At 71.7% G+C, this 23,111-nt stretch carries 26 protein-coding genes and 3 pseudogenes; 9 read left to right on the top strand and 20 right to left on the bottom strand.

Going from position 1 to position 23,111, the window contains the following annotated elements; all coding sequences use genetic code 11:
- Positions 1-84: 84 nt before the first annotated feature.
- A complete protein-coding gene (locus tag ABTZ99_RS12930) occupies positions 85-1,527 on the bottom strand; it encodes a SulP family inorganic anion transporter (RefSeq protein WP_499611061.1) in 1,443 nt (480 codons plus the stop codon).
- 707 nt (positions 1,528-2,234) lie between these two features.
- Here ABTZ99_RS12930 and ABTZ99_RS12925 point away from each other — a divergent pair.
- Positions 2,235-3,155 carry an SEC-C metal-binding domain-containing protein gene (locus ABTZ99_RS12925; protein WP_499611058.1) on the top strand — a complete coding sequence of 307 codons (921 nt, stop codon included), beginning with the start codon at positions 2,235-2,237 and terminating at the stop codon, positions 3,153-3,155.
- 7 nt (positions 3,156-3,162) lie between these two features.
- On the opposite strand, the gene ABTZ99_RS12920 is transcribed toward ABTZ99_RS12925, so the two are convergent.
- Positions 3,163-3,594, bottom strand: coding sequence for an anthrone oxygenase family protein (locus tag ABTZ99_RS12920; protein WP_498784031.1), 432 nt, complete (start codon positions 3,592-3,594; stop codon positions 3,163-3,165).
- Between the two features lie 82 nt (positions 3,595-3,676).
- Here ABTZ99_RS12920 and ABTZ99_RS12915 point away from each other — a divergent pair, with 82 nt between their 5' ends.
- Positions 3,677-4,603, top strand: coding sequence for an AraC family transcriptional regulator (locus ABTZ99_RS12915; RefSeq protein WP_499611054.1), 927 nt, complete (start codon positions 3,677-3,679; stop codon positions 4,601-4,603).
- A 9-nt stretch (positions 4,604-4,612) separates the two neighbouring features.
- Here ABTZ99_RS12915 and ABTZ99_RS12910 read toward each other — a convergent pair whose 3' ends face one another.
- Entirely contained in the window at positions 4,613-5,998 is a 1,386-nt protein-coding gene (locus ABTZ99_RS12910; RefSeq protein ID WP_498784035.1) for a glycine--tRNA ligase, read from the bottom strand.
- Positions 5,999-6,150: 152 nt separating this feature from the next.
- On the bottom strand, positions 6,151-6,531 hold the full coding sequence (locus ABTZ99_RS12905) for an antibiotic biosynthesis monooxygenase family protein (RefSeq protein WP_498720217.1): 381 nt from the start codon (positions 6,529-6,531) through the stop codon (positions 6,151-6,153).
- A 17-nt stretch (positions 6,532-6,548) separates the two neighbouring features.
- On the opposite strand from ABTZ99_RS12905, the gene ABTZ99_RS12900 reads away from it, so the two are divergent.
- The 3 genes from ABTZ99_RS12900 to ABTZ99_RS12890 are packed head-to-tail and all read left to right on the top strand — an operon-like array spanning position 6,549 to position 7,705.
- Positions 6,549-6,815: a DUF6703 family protein gene (locus ABTZ99_RS12900; protein WP_498784037.1), complete on the top strand. Its 267-nt coding sequence runs from the start codon at positions 6,549-6,551 to the stop codon at positions 6,813-6,815.
- 45 nt (positions 6,816-6,860) lie between these two features.
- A complete protein-coding gene (locus tag ABTZ99_RS12895) occupies positions 6,861-7,265 on the top strand; it encodes an ArsR/SmtB family transcription factor (protein ID WP_372470458.1) in 405 nt (134 codons plus the stop codon).
- Positions 7,262-7,705 (top strand): Fur family transcriptional regulator, encoded by a 444-nt coding sequence (locus tag ABTZ99_RS12890; protein ID WP_498786892.1) that lies wholly within the window; start codon positions 7,262-7,264, stop codon positions 7,703-7,705. Before ABTZ99_RS12895 ends, ABTZ99_RS12890 begins: the two co-directional genes overlap by 4 nt.
- 15 nt (positions 7,706-7,720) lie before the next feature.
- On the opposite strand, the gene ABTZ99_RS12885 is transcribed toward ABTZ99_RS12890, so the two are convergent.
- Together ABTZ99_RS12885 and ABTZ99_RS12880 are read right to left on the bottom strand one after the other, a co-directional pair.
- A complete protein-coding gene (locus ABTZ99_RS12885; protein WP_499611048.1) occupies positions 7,721-8,455 on the bottom strand; it encodes a TIGR03943 family putative permease subunit in 735 nt (244 codons plus the stop codon).
- Between the two features lie 30 nt (positions 8,456-8,485).
- Entirely contained in the window at positions 8,486-9,496 is a 1,011-nt protein-coding gene (locus ABTZ99_RS12880; RefSeq protein WP_499611045.1) for a permease, read from the bottom strand.
- A 98-nt stretch (positions 9,497-9,594) separates the two neighbouring features.
- Here ABTZ99_RS12880 and ABTZ99_RS12875 point away from each other — a divergent pair, with 98 nt between their 5' ends.
- Positions 9,595-10,248 (top strand): class I SAM-dependent methyltransferase, encoded by a 654-nt coding sequence (locus tag ABTZ99_RS12875; RefSeq protein WP_499611042.1) that lies wholly within the window; start codon positions 9,595-9,597, stop codon positions 10,246-10,248.
- An 86-nt stretch (positions 10,249-10,334) separates the two neighbouring features.
- On the opposite strand, the gene ABTZ99_RS12870 is transcribed toward ABTZ99_RS12875, so the two are convergent.
- The 6 genes from ABTZ99_RS12870 to ABTZ99_RS12845 form a co-directional block, all read right to left on the bottom strand.
- Positions 10,335-10,607, bottom strand: a complete 273-nt coding sequence (locus tag ABTZ99_RS12870; RefSeq protein ID WP_499611039.1) for a hypothetical protein — start codon at positions 10,605-10,607, stop codon at positions 10,335-10,337.
- Positions 10,607-11,035, bottom strand: a complete 429-nt coding sequence (locus ABTZ99_RS12865; protein WP_230566865.1) for a YbjN domain-containing protein — start codon at positions 11,033-11,035, stop codon at positions 10,607-10,609. Before ABTZ99_RS12865 ends, ABTZ99_RS12870 begins: the two co-directional genes overlap by 1 nt.
- The gene (locus ABTZ99_RS12860; protein ID WP_498786897.1) at positions 11,036-11,854 is read right to left on the bottom strand and encodes an isoprenyl transferase; all 819 of its coding nucleotides are present in this window, start codon (positions 11,852-11,854) and stop codon (positions 11,036-11,038) included.
- Between the two features lie 54 nt (positions 11,855-11,908).
- Complete coding sequence (gene recO, locus ABTZ99_RS12855; RefSeq protein WP_498786898.1) at positions 11,909-12,661, bottom strand: DNA repair protein RecO; 753 nt, start codon at positions 12,659-12,661, stop codon at positions 11,909-11,911.
- Between the two features lie 12 nt (positions 12,662-12,673).
- Positions 12,674-13,570: a GTPase Era gene (gene era, locus ABTZ99_RS12850; protein ID WP_499611035.1), complete on the bottom strand. Its 897-nt coding sequence runs from the start codon at positions 13,568-13,570 to the stop codon at positions 12,674-12,676.
- Between the two features lie 68 nt (positions 13,571-13,638).
- The gene (locus tag ABTZ99_RS12845; RefSeq protein ID WP_499611032.1) at positions 13,639-14,733 is read right to left on the bottom strand and encodes a hypothetical protein; all 1,095 of its coding nucleotides are present in this window, start codon (positions 14,731-14,733) and stop codon (positions 13,639-13,641) included.
- A 148-nt stretch (positions 14,734-14,881) separates the two neighbouring features.
- Between ABTZ99_RS12845 and ABTZ99_RS12840 the strand changes: the two genes are divergently transcribed.
- A complete protein-coding gene (locus ABTZ99_RS12840) occupies positions 14,882-15,733 on the top strand; it encodes a C39 family peptidase (protein ID WP_499611029.1) in 852 nt (283 codons plus the stop codon).
- Between the two features lie 68 nt (positions 15,734-15,801).
- On the opposite strand, the gene ABTZ99_RS12835 is transcribed toward ABTZ99_RS12840, so the two are convergent.
- A complete protein-coding gene (locus ABTZ99_RS12835; RefSeq protein ID WP_499611027.1) occupies positions 15,802-16,953 on the bottom strand; it encodes a GIY-YIG nuclease family protein in 1,152 nt (383 codons plus the stop codon).
- Between the two features lie 232 nt (positions 16,954-17,185).
- On the opposite strand from ABTZ99_RS12835, the gene ABTZ99_RS12830 reads away from it, so the two are divergent.
- A complete protein-coding gene (locus tag ABTZ99_RS12830; RefSeq protein ID WP_498778427.1) occupies positions 17,186-17,338 on the top strand; it encodes a hypothetical protein in 153 nt (50 codons plus the stop codon).
- Positions 17,339-17,406: 68 nt separating this feature from the next.
- Here the strand turns inward: ABTZ99_RS12830 and ABTZ99_RS12825 are convergent, their stop codons facing one another.
- From ABTZ99_RS12825 to ABTZ99_RS12800, 6 genes and pseudogenes are all read right to left on the bottom strand, one after another.
- Positions 17,407-17,739 carry a cytidine deaminase-like protein gene (locus tag ABTZ99_RS12825; protein WP_498778426.1) on the bottom strand — a complete coding sequence of 111 codons (333 nt, stop codon included), beginning with the start codon at positions 17,737-17,739 and terminating at the stop codon, positions 17,407-17,409.
- Positions 17,732-19,030, bottom strand: a complete 1,299-nt coding sequence (locus tag ABTZ99_RS12820; RefSeq protein WP_498778434.1) for a hemolysin family protein — start codon at positions 19,028-19,030, stop codon at positions 17,732-17,734. Before ABTZ99_RS12820 ends, ABTZ99_RS12825 begins: the two co-directional genes overlap by 8 nt.
- A gap of 13 nt (positions 19,031-19,043) precedes the next feature.
- The gene (gene ybeY, locus ABTZ99_RS12815) at positions 19,044-19,598 is read right to left on the bottom strand and encodes an rRNA maturation RNase YbeY (RefSeq protein WP_233820390.1); all 555 of its coding nucleotides are present in this window, start codon (positions 19,596-19,598) and stop codon (positions 19,044-19,046) included.
- A gap of 5 nt (positions 19,599-19,603) precedes the next feature.
- Positions 19,604-19,969, bottom strand: a pseudogene (locus ABTZ99_RS12810) (PhoH family protein); the annotation flags it as partial.
- Between the two features lie 309 nt (positions 19,970-20,278).
- Positions 20,279-20,698, bottom strand: a pseudogene (locus ABTZ99_RS12805) (PhoH family protein); the annotation flags it as partial.
- 351 nt (positions 20,699-21,049) lie between these two features.
- Positions 21,050-21,760, bottom strand: a pseudogene (locus tag ABTZ99_RS12800) (PhoH family protein); the annotation flags it as partial.
- A 138-nt stretch (positions 21,761-21,898) separates the two neighbouring features.
- Between ABTZ99_RS12800 and ABTZ99_RS12795 the strand changes: the two are divergent.
- A complete protein-coding gene (locus ABTZ99_RS12795; protein ID WP_499611022.1) occupies positions 21,899-22,687 on the top strand; it encodes a GNAT family N-acetyltransferase in 789 nt (262 codons plus the stop codon).
- A gap of 11 nt (positions 22,688-22,698) precedes the next feature.
- Here ABTZ99_RS12795 and ABTZ99_RS12790 read toward each other — a convergent pair whose 3' ends face one another.
- Complete coding sequence (locus ABTZ99_RS12790) at positions 22,699-23,040, bottom strand: histidine triad nucleotide-binding protein (RefSeq protein WP_498778422.1); 342 nt, start codon at positions 23,038-23,040, stop codon at positions 22,699-22,701.
- Positions 23,041-23,111: the final 71 nt, after the last annotated feature.

Genomic DNA, 23,111 nt, shown 5'->3' with positions numbered 1-23,111 from the left:
CGAGGACTACCTGCGGGCACGGCGGCTGCCGCGTGCCACGGACGGGGAACGGCCGGCGCGGGATCGCCGCGCCGGGGGCCCGGCTCAGTCGGACACCGGGTGGATCAGCTCCACGCTGCCGCGTCTCGCGGCCCAGTGGTCGATCGCCTGTCCGCACGCCTGGTCGAGGTGGCGGACGCCGGTCAGGTCGACGCGGACGTGCTTGCTGTCCGGCACGGCCTCCAGGGTCTCCAGCAGGCCCGGCAACTTGAGGAACGTCGCGTTGCCGCGCACCGCCACGTGGTGGTGGTCCTCGCCGTGCGCGGTCACCGTGACGGTCAGGCGGGACATGTCCCAGGCCGTCTTGACCACCGCCGCGAGCAGGCCCGCCAGGGTGCCGGTGAGCAGGTCCGTCACCACGATCAGGCCCGCGGTGAGCACCAGGACGGCGGCTTCCGCCCGGTGCGCGCGGGCCAGGGCCAGGACCTGTCCGAGCGCCAGGAGCTTCCACCCCGCCTGCACCAGCAGCGCGGCCAGGACCGCCAGCGGCACGTAGGACAGCACGCCCGGCAGCAGCACGACGAACACCAGCAGCCACACGCCGTGCAGCACGCGGGACAGCCGGGTGCGGGCGCCTGCGTCCACATTGGTCGCGCTGCGCACGATCACGGCGGTCATCGGCAACGCGCCGAGCACACCGCACACCGCGTTGCCGACGCCCTGCGCCACCAGCTCCCGGTTGTACCGCGTGCGCGGCCCGCTGTGCATGCGGTCCACGGCCGCCGCGCTGAACAGGCTCTCCGCCGACGCCACCAGGGCGAACGTCAGCATCGCGCCCAGCACGCCCGCGTCCAGCGGGGAGAAGTCGACCAGGGACACCACGTCGGTCAGCGGGCCGACCGAGATGCGCGGCAGCGGGAGCAGCGCGCCCACCGCCGAGGCGACCACGACGGCCACCAGCATCCCCGGCACGGCGCGCCACGGCGTGCGCTTCCACAGCCACGCCACGACCAGCGTCAGCACGCCGACGGCCAAGCCGCTCAAGCCGACCGGCGTCGTCACCGCGGTCCGCGCGAGGTCGGCCAGGCCCGCGAACTTCTCGCCGGTCGTGGCGGGCTGGTCCTGCCCGCCGAACGGGTAGAGCTGGCCGAGCACGAGCACCAGGCCGATGCCCGCGAGCATGCCCTGGACCACGGCCGGCGAGATGGCGCGGAACCAGCGGCCCAGCCGCAGCAGGCCCAGGGAGATCTGGAGCAGTCCCGCGCCGAGCACGATGAGGCCGAGCGCCGCCAACCCGTGCTCCGCGACGGTGTCCGCGACCAGCACGGTCAGGCCCGCCGCCGGGCCGCTGACCTGCATGGTGCTGCCGGGCAGCAGGCCGACCACGAGGCCGCCCACCACGCCGGTGATGATGCCCAGTTCCGCCGGCACGCCGGAGGCGACGGCGATGCCCACGCACAGCGGGAGCGCCACCAGGAAGACCACCAGCGAGGCGCCGACGTCGGGCCAGAAGGTCGGCGGCGCCGGTCGTTCGGTCCGGGTGCTCACGCGCCGACCCCCGGGTCGTTCACGGTGCGTGATGTCGTGCGGGTGAAGGGTTCGGGCTCGCCGGCGGGCCCGCGTCCCATTTTCCGGGAAACGCGAGGTGAATGCGCACGGGCGGGCCGGAGCCGTTGACGGAATTCCATTCGGTTTACCCCACTCGTCGTTGGTCGGACGATGCGATCTACTGGCGGTGGGGCGCCGATCAGTTCCGGAACACCTGTAAAGCCGACGGCGTGGTCCAGGAACGGAGGTGTTCTTCGCGGCCTCGTCCTACGGGCGGCGATGTGCTCACGGTAGCGCGGCGGGTCGTGCCGGGAACGTCGCGGTGAGAGCGCGCGACCGGTCTGGCCGGCCACGATCGGGTGGACCAAGATCGCGGCTCGGGGCCCTGGCGGCACTCGCGGGCGGGTTCTTCCTCCGAGCCGGCCGCGCTGTGCCCGACCGGGACGGCGCGCACGACGCCGACGTGGCCGAACGGGGAGGGTGCGAGCACGGCGACGAGCGCCAAGGCCATCGCGACGACGACGACACGCGCCATGACACCCCCCGATGAGCCGCGCCTGTGATCAAGTGTCACAAATCCGGGTGACGTGACGGTTAATCCGGAACCGCCTACGCCCACTCCGCCCGATATTCACTCGATGGTTCGTGACGCAGATCATCTACCGGGTATTTCAATCACTGTGAGTGATCGAAATACCCTGTGCGGGGTGGAGACTGGCACGCCGGCGGACATCGCCGCACAACTGCAAGCCGATCTGGAGCAGTACCCGGACGAGCGGACGCAGATCCTGATCGAGGCAGCCGAGACGTGGCGCCAGGCCGGCGAGGGCGAACGTGCCGTCGCACTGCTGGAGCAGGCCGTCGCCGAGGGCGGTGAGGACGCCGACGAGGCCCGCGTGGCGCTGGCCGACGTGCTGTTCGCCCTCGACCGGGTCGAGCAGGCCGAGGCCCAGCTCGACACCCTCCGGCGCGAACGGCCGCCGTCACCGGCGCCGTACCACCTGGCGGCCGAGCTGCTGGAGGAACGCGGCTCCCTCGACGAGGCGCTGACCTGGTACGGCATGGCCCTGTCCCGGTTGACCGAGGAGGAGCTGGCGCAGCGGTCGGGCGAGTTCGGGTTCGCCTCCTACGCCAACACCGTCCTGGCCGGCCGGCGACGTGTGCGCCAGGCCCTGGCGATGCCCCCGGACGAGCTCGACGAGTCGGTCCGGTCCATGGAGGACCACGCGGAGGAGTTCGCCCGCGCCCTGACGCCGCGGGCGTCGCCGAAGGAGGCGCGGGTGCTGTTCTGGCCTCGCGGCGAGATCTCCCGCGCGCACGAGACGTGGCCGCAGCTGGTGCAGCACGCTGACGAGGAGACCGTCCTCGCCGACCGCGAGGCAGCCAACCGCGAGCTGTCCGAGTCGGGCGTCGCCCGGATCACCATGGTGCCGCTGACCGTCCACCGGCTCTTGGACTTCGCGGCCAGGACGGGTGGCGATCCCGCCGACGAGCAGATCCGCCTGGCGTGCCTGGCGGAGATCGTCGAGGAGGGCGGCGCGGTCGCCTGGCCGCCCGCCCGCAACGCGCCCTGCTGGTGCGGTTCGGCCGCCAAGTACAAGAAGTGCTGCGGCCGCCCAGGCCGGTGAACCACGCCTAAGAGAGGGCTGCGAGGGTGAACGAGGCGGCAGCCGCGACCGAGAGCAGCGCCCGGACGTGGTTCATGGGCACCCACTCGCGGAGGTAGCGGGTCCAGTACTCGGTCGTGCCGAGCCGTTCGAGCTCGTTGTTGCGCGGGATGTGGAACGCGCCCGTGAGCACGATCCCGCCGAGGACGTAGAGCGCCGCGCCCGCCCACGCCCAAGGGTCGCCCTCGAACGCCGCGACCACACCGACCACCGCCGTGCCGACGAAGACGCCGATGAACGCGGGGTTCACCACGGCGAGGTTGATCGCCCGCATGGCGGCGACGCCGACCGCCGGCTCGGCCCGCCGCAGCCCGGGCATGACCATCGCGGAGAACGCGAAGAAGACTCCAGCCATCATCCCGCAGCCGAGGGCCGCGATGATCGTCACCGTGGGGAACATGGACCCAGTCAAGTGGACGGGTCCTCGACTTTCCATCGCTCGACGCCTCGATCGCATACGCGAGCGTCTTAGGCTGGCGGCCGTGGACGTTCTCGCCGGGCTGCTGGACGGGCCGCGCGCCCGTGGCGCGTTCCTCATGCGCACAGTCCTGGACCCGCCGTGGTCGCTGCGCATCGAGGACCGCGCGCCGTTGACCGTGGTGGCGATGGTGCGCGGCGGCGGGTGGTTGCTGCCGCACGACGGCGATCCCGTGCCGCTGGGCGCCGGTGACGTCGCCGTGCTGCGCGGGCCCGACCCGTACGCGTTGGCCGACGACCCGGGCACGCCCGTGCAGGCGGTGGTCCACCCCGGCGAGATCACCACCACGCCGGACGGCGCCGCGCTGTGCGAGCAGTGGGGCCTGGGCGTGCGCACGTGGGGCGCGAACCCCGACGGGTCGGTGGTGATGCTCAGCGGCACGTACCAGTTGGACGGCGAGGTGAGCCGACGGCTGCTGTCGGTGCTGCCGCCGTTCCTCGTGGCGCCGCGCGCGGAACTGCCGCTGGTGCCGCTGCTGGCCGACGAGATCACCCGGGACGAGCCGGGCCAGGAGGCGGTGCTGGACCGCCTGCTCGACCTGCTGCTGATCTCCGTGCTGCGGTCGTGGTTCTGCCGTCCGGAGGCGGAGACGCCGACCTGGTACTCGGCGCACGCCGACCCCGTGGTGGGGCGCGCGCTGCGGCTGCTGCACGGCGACCCGGCGCGTCCGTGGACGGTGGCGACGCTGGCCGACGCCGTCGGCGTGTCCCGGGCCGCGCTGGCCAGGCGGTTCACCGAACTGGTCGGCGAACCGCCGATGGCCTACCTGACGGACTGGCGCCTCACCCTGGCCGCCGACCTGCTGCGCGAACCGTCCGCCACCGTCGCCGCGGTGGCCCGCCAGGTCGGCTACAGCACCGCGTTCGCGCTGAGCACGGCGTTCAAGCGGGAACGCGGCGTGAGCCCCTCCGAGCACCGCGCGGGCGCGTGAGCGAAGCCGCTAGGCGCCGATCAGGCGGGCGGCGAGGTAGCCCTCCAGCTGGTCCATCGACACCCGCTCCTGCGACATGGTGTCGCGCTCCCGCACCGTCACGGCGTGGTCGGTGAGGGTGTCGAAGTCGACCGTCACGCAGAACGGCGTGCCGATCTCGTCCTGCCTGCGGTAGCGGCGGCCGATGGCGCCCGCGTCGTCGAACTCGATGTTCCAGTGCTTGCGCAGCGCGTTGGCCAGGTCCTTGGCCTTCGGCGACAGGTCGGCGTTGCGCGACAGCGGCAGCACGGCGGCCTTCACCGGCGCCAGCCTGCGGTCCAGGCGCAGCACGACCCGCTTGTCCACCCCGCCCTTGGCGTTCGGCGCCTCGTCCTCGGTGTAGGCCTCCAGCAGGAACGCCATCATCGGCCGGCCGACACCCGCGGCGGGCTCGATCACGAACGGCCGGTAGCGCGAGTTGGTGGCCTGGTCGAAGTACGACAGGTCGACGCCCGAGTGCTCCGAGTGCGTGGTCAGGTCGAAGTCGGTGCGGTTGGCGATGCCTTCCAGCTCACCCCACTCCTGGCCGCCGAACCGGAACCGGTACTCGATGTCGACGGTCCGCTTCGAGTAGTGCGACAGCTTCTCCTTGGGGTGCTCGTAGTGCCGCAGGTTCTCCTTGGAGATGCCCAGCTCGTTGTACCAACGCGTGCGCTCGTCGATCCAGTACTGGTGCCATTCCTCGTCCGTGCCCGGCTCGACGAAGAACTCCATCTCCATCTGCTCGAACTCGCGCGTGCGGAAGATGAAGTTGCCCGGCGTGATCTCGTTGCGGAAGCTCTTGCCGATCTGGCCGATGCCGAACGGCGGCTTGCGGCGCGACGTGGTCTGCACGTTGAGGAAGTTCGTGAAGATGCCCTGCGCGGTCTCCGGGCGCAGGTAGTGCAGGCCCTCCTCGGTCTCCACCGGGCCGAGGTGGGTCTTGAGCAGGCCGTTGAACATCTTCGGCTCGGTGTACTGGCCGCGGGTGCCGCAGTTCGGGCACGGCACGTCGGAGACGTCGCCCTCCGCGACCTGCTTGCCGGTGCGCTCGGCGTACTCCTCGACCAGCGTGTCCTGCCGGAACCGCTTGTGGCACGAGTTGCACTCGACCAGCGGGTCGACGAACGCCTCCACGTGACCGGACGCCGCCCACACCTCGCGCGGCAGGATCACCGACGAGTCGAGGCCGACCACGTCCTCGCGGCCGCGCACCATGAAGTTCCACCACTGGCGCTTGATGTTGTCCTTCAGCTCGACGCCGAGCGGACCGTAGTCCCAGGCCGACCTGGTGCCGCCGTAGATCTCGCCGCACGGGTAGACGAACCCGCGACGCTTGCACAGGCTGACGACGGTCTCGATGCGATCGGCTGCCACGGACACTCCATCGGGAGATGCAGAAAGGGACGGAAACGGGCTTGCCAGCGTAGTCCTTGCCGTCGGGCAGCCCTCGGGCGACCGGGCCGCACCCGTGCGCGCACGTTCCGGTGACGGCGGCGTCCGGAGGCGGGGTCGCGGGACCGGCCCGCTCAGCGCGGAGTCGTCGGACCTGCGGCTTCGCCGAGACGGACGGTGCCGGCGTCGTGCGCCAGCAGGCTCACCTCGCGGCGGACCGCGCCGTCGGCGGCCACCAGCAGCGGTTCGTAGGCGGCCGGCTCGTCGGTGCTCGCCTCCGACAGCAGGGGGATGACGTGCTCGCGCACCTCGAACGGCGACAACGCCCGCCGGTAGGCGACCACGGAGTCGAACTCGACCGTCAGCACGAAGCGGTCCGCCTCGTCGGTCGACCGCGACAGCTGGGCACGTCGGCAGCCGGGCTGGGCGGTGAGCAGGGCCAACGCCCGGTCGACGCGCCCGGTGAACGCCTCGACCCCGGTTTCCGCCACGGTGAAGCGGCACACGAGCAGCACGGTGCAAGGATGCCACGGTGGCTGGTGACTCGAAGCGGACCCTGATCCCCGGTGCCGGACCGCTCTCGCGGGTGCCCGCGCCGGCGGCGTTCCTGCTGGTCTTGGCGCTGTTCCTGGCGGGCGTGTGGCTGCGGGGCACGGTGGGCGCGCTGCTGCTGGGCCTGCTGGCCCTCGGCGTGGCGGCGCTGCTCGCCACCACGTGGCCCCTGCTCACGCCGAGCGCACGCGTGTTGAGACTGCTCGTCCTGGCCGTGCTGGTGCTCGTCACGGTGTCCGTGCTCTAGCGCCGTAGTATCGGTGGTGAAAATCCATACCACGTGGGAGGCGCCGTGACGGCAGGAGTGCGGGGCGAACACGTGCACTCCCCGGAACGCCGGGTGCCACCACCGGCGCCGCGGCAGCCGACCCGGACCCTGTCCGCGGCCGGCGAGCTGCTGCGGGCGCTCGCCGCGCCGGTGCGGATCGCGATCGTGCTGCAACTGCGCGAGGCGGACCGGTGCGTGCACGAGTTGGTCGAGGCGCTGGGCGTGGCCCAGCCGCTGATCAGCCAGCACCTGCGGGTGCTCAAGGCCGCGGGCGTGGTGCACGGCGAGCGGCACGGCCGCGAGGTCGTCTACCGGCTCGTCGACGAGCACCTCGCGCACATCGTGGTAGACGCGGTGACCCATGTGGACGAGGGGCCGCCGCGTGGTATCAACCAGACCGACCGGACCCCCCGGACGGAGGAGATGTGACCACTAGCGAGCGCCCGACCACCGCGGTGCCCGGGCTGCGCTCGACCAAGCAGCGCACCGCCGTGTCCAAGCTGCTCGACTCGCTGGGCGAGTTCCGCTCGGCCCAGGAGCTGCACGAGGAGCTGCGCAAGCGCGGCGAGGGCATCGGCCTGACCACGGTCTACCGCACGTTGCAGTCGCTGGCCGACGCCGGCGAGGTCGACGTGCTGCGCACCGACTCCGGTGAGGCGATCTACCGCCGCTGCTCCCAGCACCACCATCACCACCTGGTGTGCCGCGGGTGCGGCCGCACGGTGGAGGTCGAGGGCCCGGCGGTGGAGAAGTGGGCCGACCGGATCGCGGCGGAGAACGGGTTCGTCGAGGTCAGCCACACCGTGGAGATCTTCGGCACGTGCCGCGACTGCTGCGACGGCGGCCGAGCCGAGGCCCGGCACTCTTAGCCCGGGCCTCGTGGCTCAGCCCTCGTAGGTGTCCTCGGGCGCGGTGATCGGCACGACCTGCGACACCGTGAACGTCGGCACGAACGCGCTCTCCTTGGTCGCCGAGCCGGGCACCACCCGGCCGGTGGCCTCGACCCACTGGTCGGTCGGCAGCGCGGCGAAGTCCTGACCGACCATCTTCGCCTTGACCGGCGAGGCGTCGGCGGCGCAGCACGAGATCGTCAGCCGGGCGATGAACACGTCGGCGTCCTTGCGCACCACGAACCCGGTGAGCTTGACCGTGCGGTCGTCCAGCGAGCCGGAGTCGTCCCACGCGGTGCGGGTGACGAACTCGCCGATGGTGAGCGGCACGACCTCGTCGGACGGCAGCGGGGCGAACCCGCTCGACGCCTTGGCCTCCTGGGCGGCGTTGCGGTCGGACCGGTTGACCGTGTCCGCGCCCAGCGCCGGCGGGCTGATCAGGAACACCGCGAGCACCGGCAGCAGCAGCATCCACGGGCTGCGCGACGAGCCGTGCTCGTGCCCGGCGTGCTCGATCCCGCTGGGCTCCGCCTGACCTGCCCGGGACTGCCCGGCGCGGATGTCACGGGCGATCGACACCAGGGCCAGCACCACCATGACGCCGCCGGTCACGACCAGCCACGGCTGCAACGACTCCTTGACGTACCGCAGGTACGTGCCGGTCAGCGCGAGCTTGAGCAGCGCGCCGCCGAGCAGGACCAGCAGGATGTTCTGCGTCTCACGCCTCATGGGTCCCCACGCCTCCTCGGTTCTCCCGCCTCACAGGAACACCGCTCCCGCCGCCAGGGCCGACGCGATCGCGACCAGGAACGTGGCCGGTGCGAAGCGCGCCGCGAAGGACTTGCCGAACGCGCCCGCCTGCAGCGCGATGAGCTTGACGTCGACCGCCGGGCCGACCACCAGGAACACCAGCCGGGGCAGCAGCGGCAGCGCCGACATCGAGGCCGCCACGAACGCGTCCGCCTCGCTGCACAGCGCCAGCACCACGGCCAGCAGCGACAGCACCACGACGGCCAGCACGATCTGACCGCCCAACGTCTCCAGCCACGCCTGCGGCACGAGGACGTTGAACGCCGCCGCGAACACGCCGCCGAGCACCAGGAACCCGCCCGCGTCGACCAGGTCGTGCCGCGCGGTCTCGGCGAACACCAGCCAGCGGGACGACCCGTCGTGGTCGGGCAGGCGGCGCAGCGCGCGTTCGGCGATCCACTCGGCCTTGCCGAACCGGGTCCACAGCCAGCCCATGACCACGGCGGTGAGCAGCGCGCCGACGAACCGCGCGGGCACCATCATCGGCGCGTTGGGGAACGCCACGGCCGTGGACACGAGCACGATCGGGTTCACCGCGGGCGCCGCGAGCAGGAACGTCAGCGCCACGGCGGGCGCCACGCCCTGCTGCATCAGGCGGCGGGACACGGGCACGGCCGCGCACTCGCAGCCGGGCAGGGCCACCCCGGCGACACCGGCGACGGGCACGGCCAGCGCGGTTCTCGTCGGCAGCGCCCGGCGCAGCACGGTGGCCGGGATGAACGCCGCGATCGCACCGCTGATCAGCACGCCGAGGACGAGGAACGGCAGCGCCTGCACGCACACCGCGACGAACACCGTCGACGCCGTGCGCAGCACCGGCACGTCGAGCACGCCGACCAGCCAGTCCTGCAACAGCAGCGCCGCCACGAGCAGCACGCAGAGCACTTCCAGCGAAGTGATCTTCCAGCGCGGCGGCGGACGGCGCGGCCCCGCGCCCCGGATCTCGCCAGTGATTGTCACTTTCGAGATGATGCCAGAACCACCGCCGACGGCTCACCGACCTACGTCGGGTCTTCAGCCGCCGGCCACGTGACCGTCACGGGCGGTAGGTTCGGAGTGTGGACTGGCACGGGTGGCACGCCGACTACGACCGCCCGGACTCCGCGCTCGCCCGGCGACTGCGGGCCGTCCAAGCGCAGGTCAGGGCCGCGTTGGACGACAGCCCGCCCGGGCCGCTGCGGGTGCTCTGCCTGTGCGCGGGGCAGGGGCGCGACCTGCTGGAGGTGCTCGCCGACCACCCCCGGCGGCACGACGTCCGCGCGCGCCTGGTCGAGTTGGACCCGCGGAACGCGGCGGTCGCCGAGGCGACGGCCCGGGCGGCCGGCCTGACCGGGGTTGAGGTGCGGACGGCCGACGCCTCGCTCACCGACCACTACCGCGACCTCGCACCGGCGGACCTCGTGCTGGTCTGCGGCGTGTTCGGCAACATCACCGACGAGGACATCGAGCGGACCGTCGACCACTGCGCCCAGCTGTGCCGGACGGGCGGCACGGTCATCTGGACCCGCCACCGCGGCGCGCCGGACCGCGTGCCGCTGATCTGCGAGTGGTTCGAGGAGCGCGGCTTCGCCCGCCGTTGGCTGTCCGACCCGGACGCGGGCTTCGGCGTCGGCGCCCACCGCTTCCACGCCGAACCGCAACCGCTGGCCGCGGGCGTGCGCATGTTCACGTTCGTCGGGTACGAGGTCCTCGAGAAGGACGCCCAGCGGTAGACGTAGGAGAACCGCCGGGGCACCGTCAACGGTCCCCCGAACCCCGGTACGGCCGTGCCCGACCGTACCGAGGTGGCCACCCGGCGTTACTCGGAGCCCTCTTCCTCGTCACGCAGCTCGGCGATCGTCGCCAGCACGTCCACCGCCTCCGTGACCGGGAGCAGCGGCTCGACCACGGCGGTCACGCCGCGGCTCGCGGCCAGCACCTCCTCGGCCAGCCGCACGGCGTCGTCACGCTCGTAGGGCCCGCACACGAACGAGGCCCACTCCTCCCCCGCCGACGCCTCGAACGTGATGGCCCACGGCAGGCCCTCCACGTCCGTCTCGTCGTCGGGCTCGTACACGATCACCCCGGCCATCAGGCACCGTCCCCGGTTCCGGCCAGCAGCTCGTTGCGCAGCTGCGAGGCAGTGGACACGACCAGCATCAGCAGCGTGCTCAACGGCTCCGGCTTGAGCCCTTCGGCCGGGAACGCGTAGCGCAACGTCACGTCCATCCCGCGCTCGGTGTTCACCACGCCGAGCGTGCCGAACAGGCCCTGACCGGCGCGTTCCGCGGCGGACACGGCCAGGCTGGGGTCGTTCGGCAGGTCCCACGCCACCACGCAGGTCAGGCTGAGCACGGTCAGGCCGTCGGCCAGCCGCATCGCCTGCACCGCGCACGGCACCTCGGCGTGCTGGAAGCTCAGCGCGCCGTCGTCGTCGACGTGCACCTCGTGGAACATCTCCAACGCCTCGCGGGCCGCGGTGAGCAGCTCCGCGGTCACCTTGGCGTCCTCGTCGGTCACTTAAGAATCCTCCACGTCGGGCTTGTCCACGGCGCCTCCGAAGCGCCGGTCGCGCATGGCGTACGCCTCGCAGGCGCGCCACAGGTCGAGCCGGTCGAAGTCCGGCCACAGGATGTCCTGGAACACCAGCTCCGCGTACGCCGACTGCCACAGCAGGAAGTTCGACGTGCGCTGCTCGCCGGACGGCCGGATGAACAGGTCCACGTCCGGCATGTCGGGCTGGTACATGTGCTTGGCGAGGGTCCGCTCGTCGACCTTCTCCGGGTTGATCTTGCCCGCCGCGGCCAGCCGGGCGATCTCCCGCGCCGCGTCGCCGACCTCGGCCCGCCCGCCGTAGTTGATGCACATCGCCAGGTTCAGCACGTCGTTGTCCTTCGTGCGCTCCTCGGCGACCTCGAGCTCCTTGATGACGCTGCGCCACAGCCTTGGCCGGCGGCCGGCCCACCGCACCCGCACGCCGAGCTCGTCCAGCTCGTCGGTGCGGTGGTGGATCACGTCGCGGCTGAAGCCCATGAGGAAGCGGACCTCCTCCGGGCTGCGCCGCCAGTTCTCGGTGGAGAACGCGTACAGCGACAGCCACTTCACGCCCATCTCGATCGCGCCCTTGGCCGCCTCCACCACGACGGCCTCGCCGCGCTTGTGCCCCTCGATCCGGGACAGGCCGCGCTGGTTGGCCCAGCGGCCGTTGCCGTCCATCACGATCGCGATGTGCCTGGGCACGAGGTCCGCGGGCAGCACCGGCGGCGTGGCGCCGGTGGGGTGCGGTTCCGGGGGTCGGGGAACGCGCTGGACGCGCTCAACCCGCCGTCGGCGGAGCATGGCTGTCCTCTCAGGGGGTGTGCTGCGGAGGGGTTTCTCGTGCGGCAGGCGACTCTAACCGTCGGTCGCCTGCGCCTTTCTCTCGACCAACGGCAGCGACCGCAACTGGCGCTCCAGGTGCCACTGCAGGTGCGCGGCGACCAGGCCGCTCGCGTCGCGGCGGGCGACGGCGGGAATGCCGTCCACCTCGTCCCACCGGCCGTGCAGCAGCGCCGCGAGCAGGCGCAACGTGTCGGTGGACGGCGTGGCGCTGCCCGGCGGACGGCACCGCGGGCACACCATGCCGCCCGCGTGCACGTTGAACGCCTTGTGCGGGCCGGGGTCGGCGCAGCGAGCGCACTCGTCGACCGCCGGCGCCCAGCCCGCGAACGCCATCGCGCGCATCAGGTAGGCGTCGAGGATGAGCGAGGCGTCCCGCTCCTTGGCCGCCAGCGCCCGCAACGCGCCCGCGACCAGCAGGTACAGCCGCAGGACGGGTTCGCCCTCCTCGGAGGTGAGCCGGTCGGCGGTCTCCAGCACCGCGCACCCCGCCGTGTAGCGCTGGTAGTCGTCCACCAGCACCACGCCGAACGCGTCCAGCGTCTCCACCTGCGTGATCACGTCCAGCGACCGGCCCGGGTAGAACTGCACGTCGACGTGCCCGAACGGCTCCAGCCGCGCGCCGAACCGCGACGACGTGCGGCGCACGCCCTTGGCCACCGCGCGCAGCTTGCCGTGCCTCTGGGTGAGCAGCGTGATGATCCGGTCGGCCTCGCCGAGCTTCTGCACCCGCAGGACCACACCGGTGTCGCGGTAGAGGTTCGCCACCTTCGCCAGTCCCTAGAAACCCAGTCTGCGCAGCTGCTTCGGGTCGCGCTGCCAGTCCTTGGCGATCTTGATGTGCAGGTCGAGGTACACGCGGGTGCCGAGCAGCTTCTCGATGTGCCTGCGGGAGGTGATGCCGACCTGTTTGAGGCGCTCGCCCCGGTGGCCCAGGATGATCGCCTTCTGGCTCGGCCGCTCCACGAACACGTTGGCGTGGATGTCCACCAGGTCGTCGCGCCCCTCGCGGGGCAGCATCTCCTCGACCACCACCGCGATCGAGTGCGGCAGCTCGTCGCGCACGCCCTCCAGCGCGGCCTCCCGGATCAGCTCGGCGACCAGGGTCAGCTCCGGCTCGTCGGTCAGCTCGCCGTCCGGGTACAGCGCCGGTCCCTCCGGGAGCTTGCCCAGCACCAGGTCGGCCAGGGCGTCGACCTGGTAGCCGTTCACCGCGGACACCGGGATCAGCTCGGCGAAGTCCATCACCTTCTGCAGCGCGAGCAGCTGCTCGGCCACCTGCTGCTGACCGACCAGGTCGGTCTTGGTGACGATGCCGATGACCGGGGTGCGCTTGGCGATCTTCTCCAGCTCGGCGGCGATGAACTTGTCGCCGGGGCCGACCTTCTGGTCCGCGGGCACGCAGAACCCGACCACGTCCACCTCGCTCCACGTCTCCCGCACCAGGTCGTTGAGGCGCTGGCCGAGGAGCGTGCGGGGGCGGTGCAGGCCGGGGGTGTCCACGAGGACCAGCTGGCCGTCCTCGCGGTGCACGATGCCCCGGATGGTGTGCCGGGTGGTCTGCGGTTTGCTCGACGTGATCGCGACCTTGGTCCCGACCAGCGCGTTGGTCAACGTCGACTTGCCTGCGTTGGGGCGGCCGACGAAGCACGCGAACCCGGAACGGTAGCCATCCATCCGTCCATTGTCCCCGCACCCGTCGGCCGCGCCGCGTCAGCCCTCGTCAGTCCTTTCGGTCGTCGCGCTCACGGGCGGGCCGGGGACTCTGCGCCCCCGGTCGCGAACGCGCGCAACCCCAACGGCGCCGCGAACGCCTCCTCGAACCACCGCAGGTCGTCGTCCTGGTCCGGGTCGTCGACGAACGCCCGGACCACCGCGCACCACTCGTCCCGGTCGAGCACGGCCCGGTAGCGGTCGACCGACCGTGCCCGCCGCTCGGCCGTGCCGATCTCCGAAGCCCGCAGGTGGTGGGCGATGACAGCCGCCCGGGTGTACCGGCCCGCGCTGGGCGCCTGCCGACCCAGGTGGTCGGCGTACGCGTCCAGCACGGCGTGCGCGTGCGGGTAGTGGTCCAAGGTCCCGCCCATGCCCTCCGCGCCCGCGATCCTGGCCAGCAGGAGTCCGGTGTGGTCCACGAAATCGTCATCCGACCAGGTGGTGATGGCCTCGTGCAGGTGGGCGGCCGTCGCCACCCGTGCCGCGAAGTAGGAGTTGAGGAAGTCTCCGTCGCACGACCGGCGCAGCAGCCAGTCCCGTTCCTCCGTGCCGCCGACCAGGCACAACGCCTCCACCACGTACACGCGGCCCCAACCGGCGACCCGGTCGCCCAACCACACCAGGGCCTCCGCGCCGCCGCGCCGACGTTTCAGCGCGTCGGCGGCCAACCACCCGAACGAGTTCGACAGCAGGCCGATCGTGCGGATCAGCGGGATGTCGTCCTCGTCCCGGCCGGTGGCCAGCAGCGCCAGGCCCAACGCCACGGCGGGCTGGTCCGGGCCGTGCCGGACCAGCCACCGGCCGGTCTCCCGCACGCGCTCCCGATCGGCCCGGCGCGCCGCGGCGGTCATGCGGTCGTTGCGGAAGATCGGCACGTCGAGGTCGCGGACGGCTTCGGCGAGGGCCTGCGGTGGGTCGTCACCGGCGAAGTGGCGGTCCAGGGCCTTGGCGACGTCCGCCCCGACCCGGCGTCGACCGCCCTGCCCGGAGTGGCGCTTCGCGCGCGGCTCGCCGGGGAACGGTCGGCCCTCGTTCGGCAGCGGTCGGTCGGGGTGCTGCTCGTGCAACCGCACGGCGTGCTCGTACAGGCTGATCCGGGGTCCCGCCCCGGTCGTCCCGCTCATCGGCGGGCGGAGGACTCGATTCTCTCGGTCATGATCGCGAGCCTAGCCGCTGCGCGATCACGAAGTCGCCCCTCTCCGGCCCGGAACCCCGGGCGGCACGGTCGGCTCACACCCCGGGTGACCGCCCGGTAACCCTCTGGAGGCTCCCGTGACACTGCTCCGCGCCCTGCCCTTACCCGTGTTGGTGGCATCGACCCTGGTCGGCGGCGCCGGCGTGGCGTCGGCGGCGACCGCCACCGTCGGCAACACCGACGGCGACGGGCTGAACGTGCGGTCCGCGCCGACCTCGGCCAGTTCGTCGCTCGGCCTGGTGTGGGACGGGCAGCGGGTCGACATCTCGTGCCAGGTGCGCGGCCAGTCGGTGACCAACACGCGTGGGTTCACCAGCGACCTGTGGGACTACGTGCCCGCGTTGCGCGGCTACCTGGCCGACGCCTACCTGGCCACCGGCTACGACTACCGCATCCCCGGCGTGCCGGACTGCGGCACGCAGACCGGGCGGCTGGTGCCGGTGTCGCAGTTCCACGGTCAACCCAACCAGGGCGAGGACTGCGGACCGGCCAGCGTGGTGTCCGCCCTGCTCGCGGCGGGCGTGACGCCCAGGTCGTGGAACGCGAGCCGCCCGGTCGACGCGATCAACCGCGCGCGGTCCGACATGGGCTACGACCCGACGTGGAACGACCCGAACAAGTTCGGCACGAACGAGTCCGACGTCAAACGCGCGCTCGCGGCCAACGGCGTGTCCGCGACGGTCGTCTTCAACGACCTGAACCGGGTGCTCACCCACGTCCGCAACGGCCGCCCGGCGATCATGGCGGGCAACATGGTCAGCCTGCCCTGGTCAGGCCGCAACGTCCCGCACTTCCTCACCGTCGCCGCCTACGACGGGGACTACCTGGTCCTCGACCCGGCGTCCCAGGCGATCGTCTACCGGGCGTCCGCCTCGACCCTCTCGGCCTACTTCAACCACGACCTCGGCCGCGCGGGCGTGCTGCTCTGAGAGCCCTCTTCCCGACCGGCAGCTGCCAAGGCGGCCGGTCGGGAGCGGCTCTTCGGACACCGCCGCCATCAACGGTCGTGCACCACGAACCCCTGAACCACCGAATTCCGATAGGTCCGCAAGGCGGACGGGTAGTGCCTGTCCTCTTGGTAAGCGATCACGTGGCCGGGCAACGCGGTGGCCTGCCAACCGACACCGAGCCCTTTGACCAGAAGCGCCAACGCCGAGTCCACTGTCGGCGGAATCCCCCCGAAGTCCAGCACGACCGCCTCCTCGTCCTTCATCGCGCCGTGGTACCTGAACGAGTAGGGCAAGGACTGCTTCAGCACCGCTGCCGCTTCCCTGATCGAGCGCTCACCGGTCAACTCGCGCACCGGGAGGTACAGGTCCACGGGATGTTGCATGTCGAAGTGGCCCTCGGCGACCGGTGAGGCATCCCGGCCCCGGCCTGGATCGCTGTTGCCGAACCCGTTGCGATTCCACGGGGGAACTACGTGCTGTCGTTTCATCAGCAGCGCTTCGGGAGCGATGGCGGTCAAGTCCTCGCTCACGTACAGGTGCGTGAACGAGACGTCCCGCGGGTCCAAGCCGCGGCGCCCGGAGATCTTCCTGAGCGCCCGACCGAGGTTGGCCGGCAAGGTGCGCTCGGCCTTCCCGATGTAGACCAACTGCCCCCTGTGGAACAGCTCGTAAATGCCGGGACGCGGTTGGAGGCGGTCGAGGTTCCCTTCGTCCAGCGGTTGAGGTGACGACTCGGCGAGCCTTGCCCCGAGTTGCTGGGTGAACGCCGCGGTGAAGCTGAAGGCGAAGTCCCCGCCGTCGCTGCTCGAAGTCAGAGGTGGCCGTGCGCGCACGGGGTCCGCGCTCCTCGGGTAGGCCATCACCGGGCTCTCGCTGCCCGTTCCCGCTGTCCGGGGCGCACGTGCTCCTGCCGAACCCCCGCGGTCGGGTGCAGGCGCATCGGCCAACCGTTCGGCGGCCAACCTCAGCACCCGGAAGCGCTCGACCTGCAGGGCGGTGTCCAACCCAGCCGGCGGCGACAATACGGTCACCAGGGCTTCGAGGAGGTCCCAGTTCGGCAGCAGCGGTTTAGCGAACGCCCGGCGAACCCATTCGTGGGTGGCCGTGGTGCGGAAGGCGCCCGCGTTGATATGTCCCGCCACCCGGCGGGCACTCGGCCTCCCCGCCAGGCGGTGCAGCTCGTGCAGCGCTTCGTTCAACTCACGCAGGTGCGGTGGAAGAGGATCCGGTCGAGCGAAGGGCGGCATCACACCTCAACACGGCAAGAACTGTCAACAGCTGTCAACGCGCGTCAACCGGCGGTCCGCCGGCTCCACTCGGCCGTCACATGATGACCAACTCCGTCACCGTTCGTCTACCTGCTCCCGAGAGCCCCGAAGCTGGAACTACCAGCGCACCGAGCGGGTGGGCTCAACGTGAAAGGGGACGCGGGTGTCCGTGGTCGACATCGTCCTGTCAGCTGGACTGGTTTCGCTCCTCGTACTTCTCGGCGTCGTGTACCCGGCTGTCTGGTCGCGGCAGGCCGCACGCAGGAAGGACGCGTACCGCGTGCTCGACCTGCTGCTGCGCAGGCGTCGCCGATGACTCCGATCAGCTCTGGCCCGCCACCGGGCCCGGCTGGCCAACGAGGGCGGACCGTGGTGCGGGCGCCCCTACACGGTCTCCTGCACGGCGCCGGACGCGTCGGCGCGCAGCACCGGCGCGCCGGCGGTCAGGTCGCGCACGGCCGAGACGGAGTCCGCGTCCACGGACTCCGAGGCGGTGACGACGGCTGCCGCTTCCAAGCCCTCGGCGCCGCTCGACACCGCCGCCGCGACCGCCGCCTGGAGGGCGGTGAGCTTGAGCGACGGCAACGCGACCGTGGTGGCCGCGTAGGTCCGGCCGTCCGTGTCACGCACCGCCGCGCCCTCCGCCGCACCCGTGCGGGCCCGCGCCGAGCGCGCCAGCGTCACGATCTTCTGGTCCTCGGGGTCGAGCTCACTCACCGGTGGTCCCCTCGCTGTCGTCGCCGTTGTGCACCGGGCGCACGAGCACCGTCGTGATGCGCATCCGCCCGCGTTCGTCCTTGCCGCCCTCGGCCCGCATCCGCAGGCCCGCGATCTCCGCTTCCGTGCCCGGCAGCGGCACGCGGCCCAGGCGCTGCGCCAGCAGGCCGCCGACCGTCTCCACCTCGTGGTCGTCCAACTCCGTGCCGAACAACGCGTCCAGGTCGTCCACCGGCAACCGCGCGCTGACCCGCACCGAACCGTCGGTCAGGTGCTCCACCGGCGGCCGGTCGTCGGTGTCGGACTCGTCGGTGATCTCGCCGACGATCTCCTCCAGGATGTCCTCGATGGTGAGCAGGCCGGCCGTGCCGCCGTACTCGTCCACCACGACCGCCAGGTGGTTGCGCGACAGCTGCATCTCCCGCAGCAGGTCCGCGATCGGCTTCGAGTCCGGGATGAACGACGCCGGCTTCATCACGTCCGCCACCGACGTGCCGTTGGGCTCCTCGGCCAGCGTCAGCCGCACCAGGTCCTTGAGGTTCACCACACCGACGATGTCGTCCACGCTCTCCCCGATCACCGGCACCCGCGTGTACCCGGTGCGCAGCGACAGGGCCAGCGCCTGGCGGATCGACTTGGCCTGCTCGATCCACACGATCTCGGTGCGCGGCACCATCACCTCGCGCGCGATCGTGTCACCCAGCTCGAAGACCGAGTGGATCATCTCCCGCTCGCCCTCGTCCACGACGCCGCGCTCCTGCGCCATGTCCACCAGCTCGCGCAGCTCGACCTCGGAGGAGAACGGGCCTTCGCGGAAGCCCTTGCCCGGCGTGATCGCGTTGCCGACCAGGATCAGCAGCTTGCTCAACGGCCCCAGCACGCGGCCGAGCACCCGGATCGGGCCCGCCGCGAGCAGGCTCACCGCGTACGGGTGCTGCCTGCCGAGCGTCCGCGGACCCACGCCGACCAGCACGTACGACACCACGAGCATGCTCAGCCCGGCGACCAGCATGGCCACCCAGTCGGTGGCGATGAGCCCGAGGCACACCACGGTCACCAGCACCGTCGCCGCCAGCTCGCAGCCCAGGCGCAGCAACAGCAGCAGGTTCACGTGCCGCGGCCGGTCGGCCAGCAGCTGGATCAAGTGCCTCGTGCCCGCCCGGCCCTGCCGCTGCAACGCCTCGACGCGTGCCCGCGACACCGTGCCCAGCGCCGCGTCGACGCCCGCGAACGCGCCCGCCGACAACACCAACACCACGGCCAGCACCAGCAAGCCGGCGGAACTGCCTATCACCTCGGCCGCCTCAGGCTGTCGGCTCGGGCCGGTCCGCGTCCTCCAGGCCGACCGCCCCGAGGAGCTTCGAGTCGGCCTCGCGCTGCGCCGACTTGCGCTCGGCCTCGGCCGCGGCCGTGCGGAAGTCGCCCAGGATGCGGTTCTGCAACGTGAACATCTCCCGCTCCTCGGCCGGTTCCGCGTGGTCGTAGCCGAGCAGGTGCAGCACACCGTGCACGGTCAGCAGGTGCAGCTCGTCCAGCAGGCTGTGGCCCGCCTTCTTGGCCTGGTCCTTGGCGAAGTCCGGGCACAGCACGATGTCGCCGAGCAGGGCCGGGCCGAGGCCCGCCGCGTCCGGTCGGCGGGCGGAGTCCAGCTCGTCCATCGGGAACGCCATCACGTCCGTCGGGCCGGGCAGGTCCATCCAGCGCTGGTGCAGGTCCGCCATCACGTCCAGCTCGACCAGCAGGACGGACAGCTCGGCCAACGGGCTGACGCCCATTCGGTCCAGGGCGAACCGGGCGGCGGCGACGATGGACGGCTCGTCCACGCTCACGCCCGACTCGTTCGCGATCTCGATGCTCACGGCGCCTATCGTCCCCGGCGTTGCCCGCGCGACCGCGCACCGGGTCCGGCGTGGTGCTGGTGCCCGTTGGCCGCGTCGCCCTCGTCCTGCTCGACCTGCCACTTCTCGTAGGCGTCCACGATGTCCGCGACCAGCCGGTGGCGGACCACGTCGTTGCTGGTCAGGACGGAGAAGTGGACGTCGTCCACGCCTTCGAGGATGTCCTTGACGACCTTCAGGCCGCTGCGCTGCCCGCCGGGCAGGTCGATCTGCGTGATGTCACCGGTCACCACGATCTTCGAACCGAAACCCAATCGGGTGAGGAACATCTTCATCTGCTCGGGCGTCGTGTTCTGCGCCTCGTCCAAGATGATGAACGCGTCGTTCAGCGTGTTGTGGGTCAGCAGGTAGTCCTCGGTGACGTACAGCGAGTCCGCTGCGGCCACCTGGATGCACACCGCCTCGGTGCGGCCCGCGGGCTCGATGCTGTCGATGAACCGCATGGGCCGCCCACCGCCACCGGACGCGAGGTACTTCTCGCGCTTGCGAGCGAGCCTGAAGGGCTCGACGCCTTCCGGCAGGCGGATGTCGACGACGTGCGCGTCGTGCCGGTAAGCCACCTCGCGCCCACCGGCGAAGCCGGGCCTGCGCCCCTCGGCCACGCGGGTCCTGGTGTATGCGACACCACCGAGTGACCGGACCAGGCCGATCACGTCGTCCCTGAGCGCGGCCGACGTGGTCGTGTACTGGATGCGGCAGCTGCGCCCCGCCTGGGTCACGGGTCCGCCGTCGGAATCCAGGAGGCCTTGGAGCAGCGCGACCCTGACCTCAGCCGTGTTGGCGAGGTAGACCTCGGGGATGAACTTCGTGTGCGAACGGGTGCCGAGCAGGTCCAGCGCTCGGAGCGCCCCGGTGACGGGGTTCTCCAGCGTCACGACGTCGCCCGGCGACTTCACCCGGTTGAGGGTGTAGTTCACCCGGTCCTTCAGGTTCACCGCCACCCCGGGCAGGGCGGACTGGAGCGCGACGGCCAGTTCGGGGTCGTTGGTCGCGAAAGACGGCGTGGTGGACCCGGTCAGGCACCCGTCGCCGAGCAGGAGACCCAGGGCGTACGGGTCCATCGGGACCTCGCGCGCCGGATGGCAGGTCGGCGCGCTGAGCACCGGCAACTCGTACCGGCGGGCGTGCGCGGCGCGGAGGTTGCCGATCATCTCCTTGGTCTGCAGCACCCGCCACGGCTTGTTGCGGCGGCGGTCGGACCTGGTCCGCACCGTCCAGAGGTGATCACCGCAGGCCAGCGTCGACGCGCCGTCCTGGGCCGTCACCCGGTAGACGTCCTTCACCCCTTGCGGGTAGACGCCGAGAACCGGGGTCGGCTCGCCGTTCGAGCCGATGACGAGATCGCCGACCTGGAGGCTGCCGATGGGCCGGAAGCCGTCCGGGGTCAGCACGTTGGTGAACACCGGCTGCGCCCGGCCGCGCATGTAGGCCAGTGGGGCGACCTCGATCGTGCCCGCCTGGGTCAGGCGGGGGATCGACTCCGGGTCGACCATGTCGTGCAGCGCGTCGTACAGGGGGCGCAGGTACGGGTCGATCTTCTCGTACAGCGTGCCGGGCAGGTAGCCCAGCCGCTCGCCCGCCTCGACCGCCGGGCGGGTCAGGATGATCCGGTTGACCTGCTTGGCCTGCAGCGCCTGCACGGCCTTGGCCATGGCCAGGTAGGTCTTGCCCGTGCCGGCGGGACCGATGCCGAACACCACGGTGTTCTGGTCGATCGCGTCCACGTAGTGCTTCTGGTTCAGCGTCTTGGGCCGGATGGTGCGGCCACGCCGGGAGATGATGTCGAGGCTCAGCACCTCCGCCGGTGACTCGGCGGTGCCGGCGGACAGCATCGCGACCGTGCGGCGGACCGTGTCCTGGCCGACCTGCTGACCGCGGCTGGCGAGCGTGACCAGCTCGGCGAACACGCGTTCGGCGAACGCCACGTCCGCGGGCTGGCCGGAGAGCGTGATCTCGTTGCCGCGCACGTGCACGTCGGCGACCAGCAGTTCCTCGGCGAGCCGGAGGTTCTCGTCACGCGACCCGAGCAGGGCGAGCACCGCGCCGTCGGGCACGGCGAACTTGGATTGGGCGTCGGCCGCGGTCGGGGCTGCCTGCGGCGTGTTGTCGTCGGTACCGGCCACGTGGCCTCGGGCCCTCTTCCTGCGCGTTCGCGCCGTGCTCGAATGAACTCGACCTACCGCTTCCGATGCTAGCCGCCACCACCGACACTCCGCACCGGAGTAAGAAACGGGTTGGACACGGCGGGTGTACTCGGTGATGTGACGGAGTTGCGCGTGCTCACCCCTTACGACCTGCCCGCCTGCGTCCGCCTCGCGTCGGACCGGGGGTGGTCGGAGGAGCCGGAGAAGTGGGCGTTCCTGCTGCGGGTCGGCACCGGGTTCGGGCTGTTCGACGGTGATGAGCTGGTCGGCACCGCCATCGTCACCCGGTTCGGCGACGAGCACGCGGCGGTCAGCATGGTGCTGGTGGCGTCGAGCCACGGCGGTCACGGGCTCGGGCGGAGGGTGGTGGAGCACGCGCTGGAGTTCGCGGGCACGCCGGTGGTGTCGTTGCACGCGACTTCGTACGGCAAGCCGCTGTACGAGAAGCTGGGGTTCCGGTCGGTGGGCTTGGTGACCGCGCACGTGGGCGCGTTCGGCGGCGCGGCCTCGGGCACGTCGCGGCCGGCCGAGGAGGCGGACCGGGCGAAGCTGGCGGCGGTCGACGCCGAGGTGTTCGGCGCCGACCGGTCGGCGATGTGGCACGCGCTGTTCGGGTTCGCGTCGCAGGTCAGGGTGGCCGAGGACGGGTTCGTGGCGACGTGGCGCAACGGGCCGTTGACGATGGTGGGTCCGGTCGTGGCGCCGTCGGCGGTGCGTGCGGCGGAGTTGGTCGCGGACGTGGCGGTGGGCGCGACGGTGCGGGTGGACGTGCGGGATCGCGCGTTGGGCGCGTGGCTGGAGGCACACGGGGTAATGCCGCGGTTCACCGCGGACCTGATGGTGCGCGGTGCGTTCAGCGGTGACCGCGCGCGCCTGTACGCGCCGGTGATGCAGGCCCTGGGTTAGAGCCCTCGGGCTCAGGCGAGCGGGCCGAGCCGCCGTCCGCCGAGGACGTGCAGGTGGGCGTGGAAGACGGTCTGGCCCGCGTCCGCGCCGGTGTTGAACAGCAGCCGGTAGCCGCTGTCGGCGACGCCCTCGGCCTTCGCCACCTCGCCGGCGGCCAGGAACAGGTCGTCCAGCACGGTGGGCGCGGCGGCGGCCAGGGCCACGGCGTCCGCGGCGTGCGTCTTCGGCACCAGCACGACGTGCGTCGGGGCTTGGGGTGCGATGTCGCGGAACGCCAGCGTGGTGTCGGTCTCGTGCACCACGGTCGCCGGGATCTCGCGGGCGACGATGCGGCAGAACAGGCAGTCGGACATGGCTCCGCAGGCTACCGACCCGGGCCGGTCACGCGCCCTGGGCGTTCAACTCGGGGTCGGAACACGCGGGG

The organism is Actinosynnema sp. NPDC002837 (assembly GCF_040295345.1).
Classification (GTDB): domain Bacteria; phylum Actinomycetota; class Actinomycetes; order Mycobacteriales; family Pseudonocardiaceae; genus Actinosynnema.
Note: the sequence above shows the minus strand (reverse complement) of the source record. Positions and strands in the feature narration are given on the sequence as shown.

Bases quoted from the DNA above. Each gene is read 5' to 3' on its own strand.
- ABTZ99_RS12920 (WP_498784031.1), bottom strand. From the start codon at position 3,594: ATGTTCCCCACGGTGACGATCATCGCGGCCCTCGGCTGCGGGATGATG.
- ABTZ99_RS12885 (WP_499611048.1), bottom strand. From the start codon at position 8,455: ATGAGGCGTGAGACGCAGAACATCCTGCTGGTCCTGCTCGGCGGCGCG.
- ABTZ99_RS12870 (WP_499611039.1), bottom strand. From the start codon at position 10,607: ATGGCCGGGGTGATCGTGTACGAGCCCGACGACGAGACGGACGTGGAG.
- ABTZ99_RS12860 (WP_498786897.1), bottom strand. From the start codon at position 11,854: ATGCTCCGCCGACGGCGGGTTGAGCGCGTCCAGCGCGTTCCCCGACCC.
- era (WP_499611035.1), bottom strand. From the start codon at position 13,570: ATGGATGGCTACCGTTCCGGGTTCGCGTGCTTCGTCGGCCGCCCCAAC.
- ABTZ99_RS12845 (WP_499611032.1), bottom strand. From the start codon at position 14,733: ATGAGCGGGACGACCGGGGCGGGACCCCGGATCAGCCTGTACGAGCAC.
- ABTZ99_RS12790 (WP_498778422.1), bottom strand. From the start codon at position 23,040: ATGTCCGACTGCCTGTTCTGCCGCATCGTCGCCCGCGAGATCCCGGCG.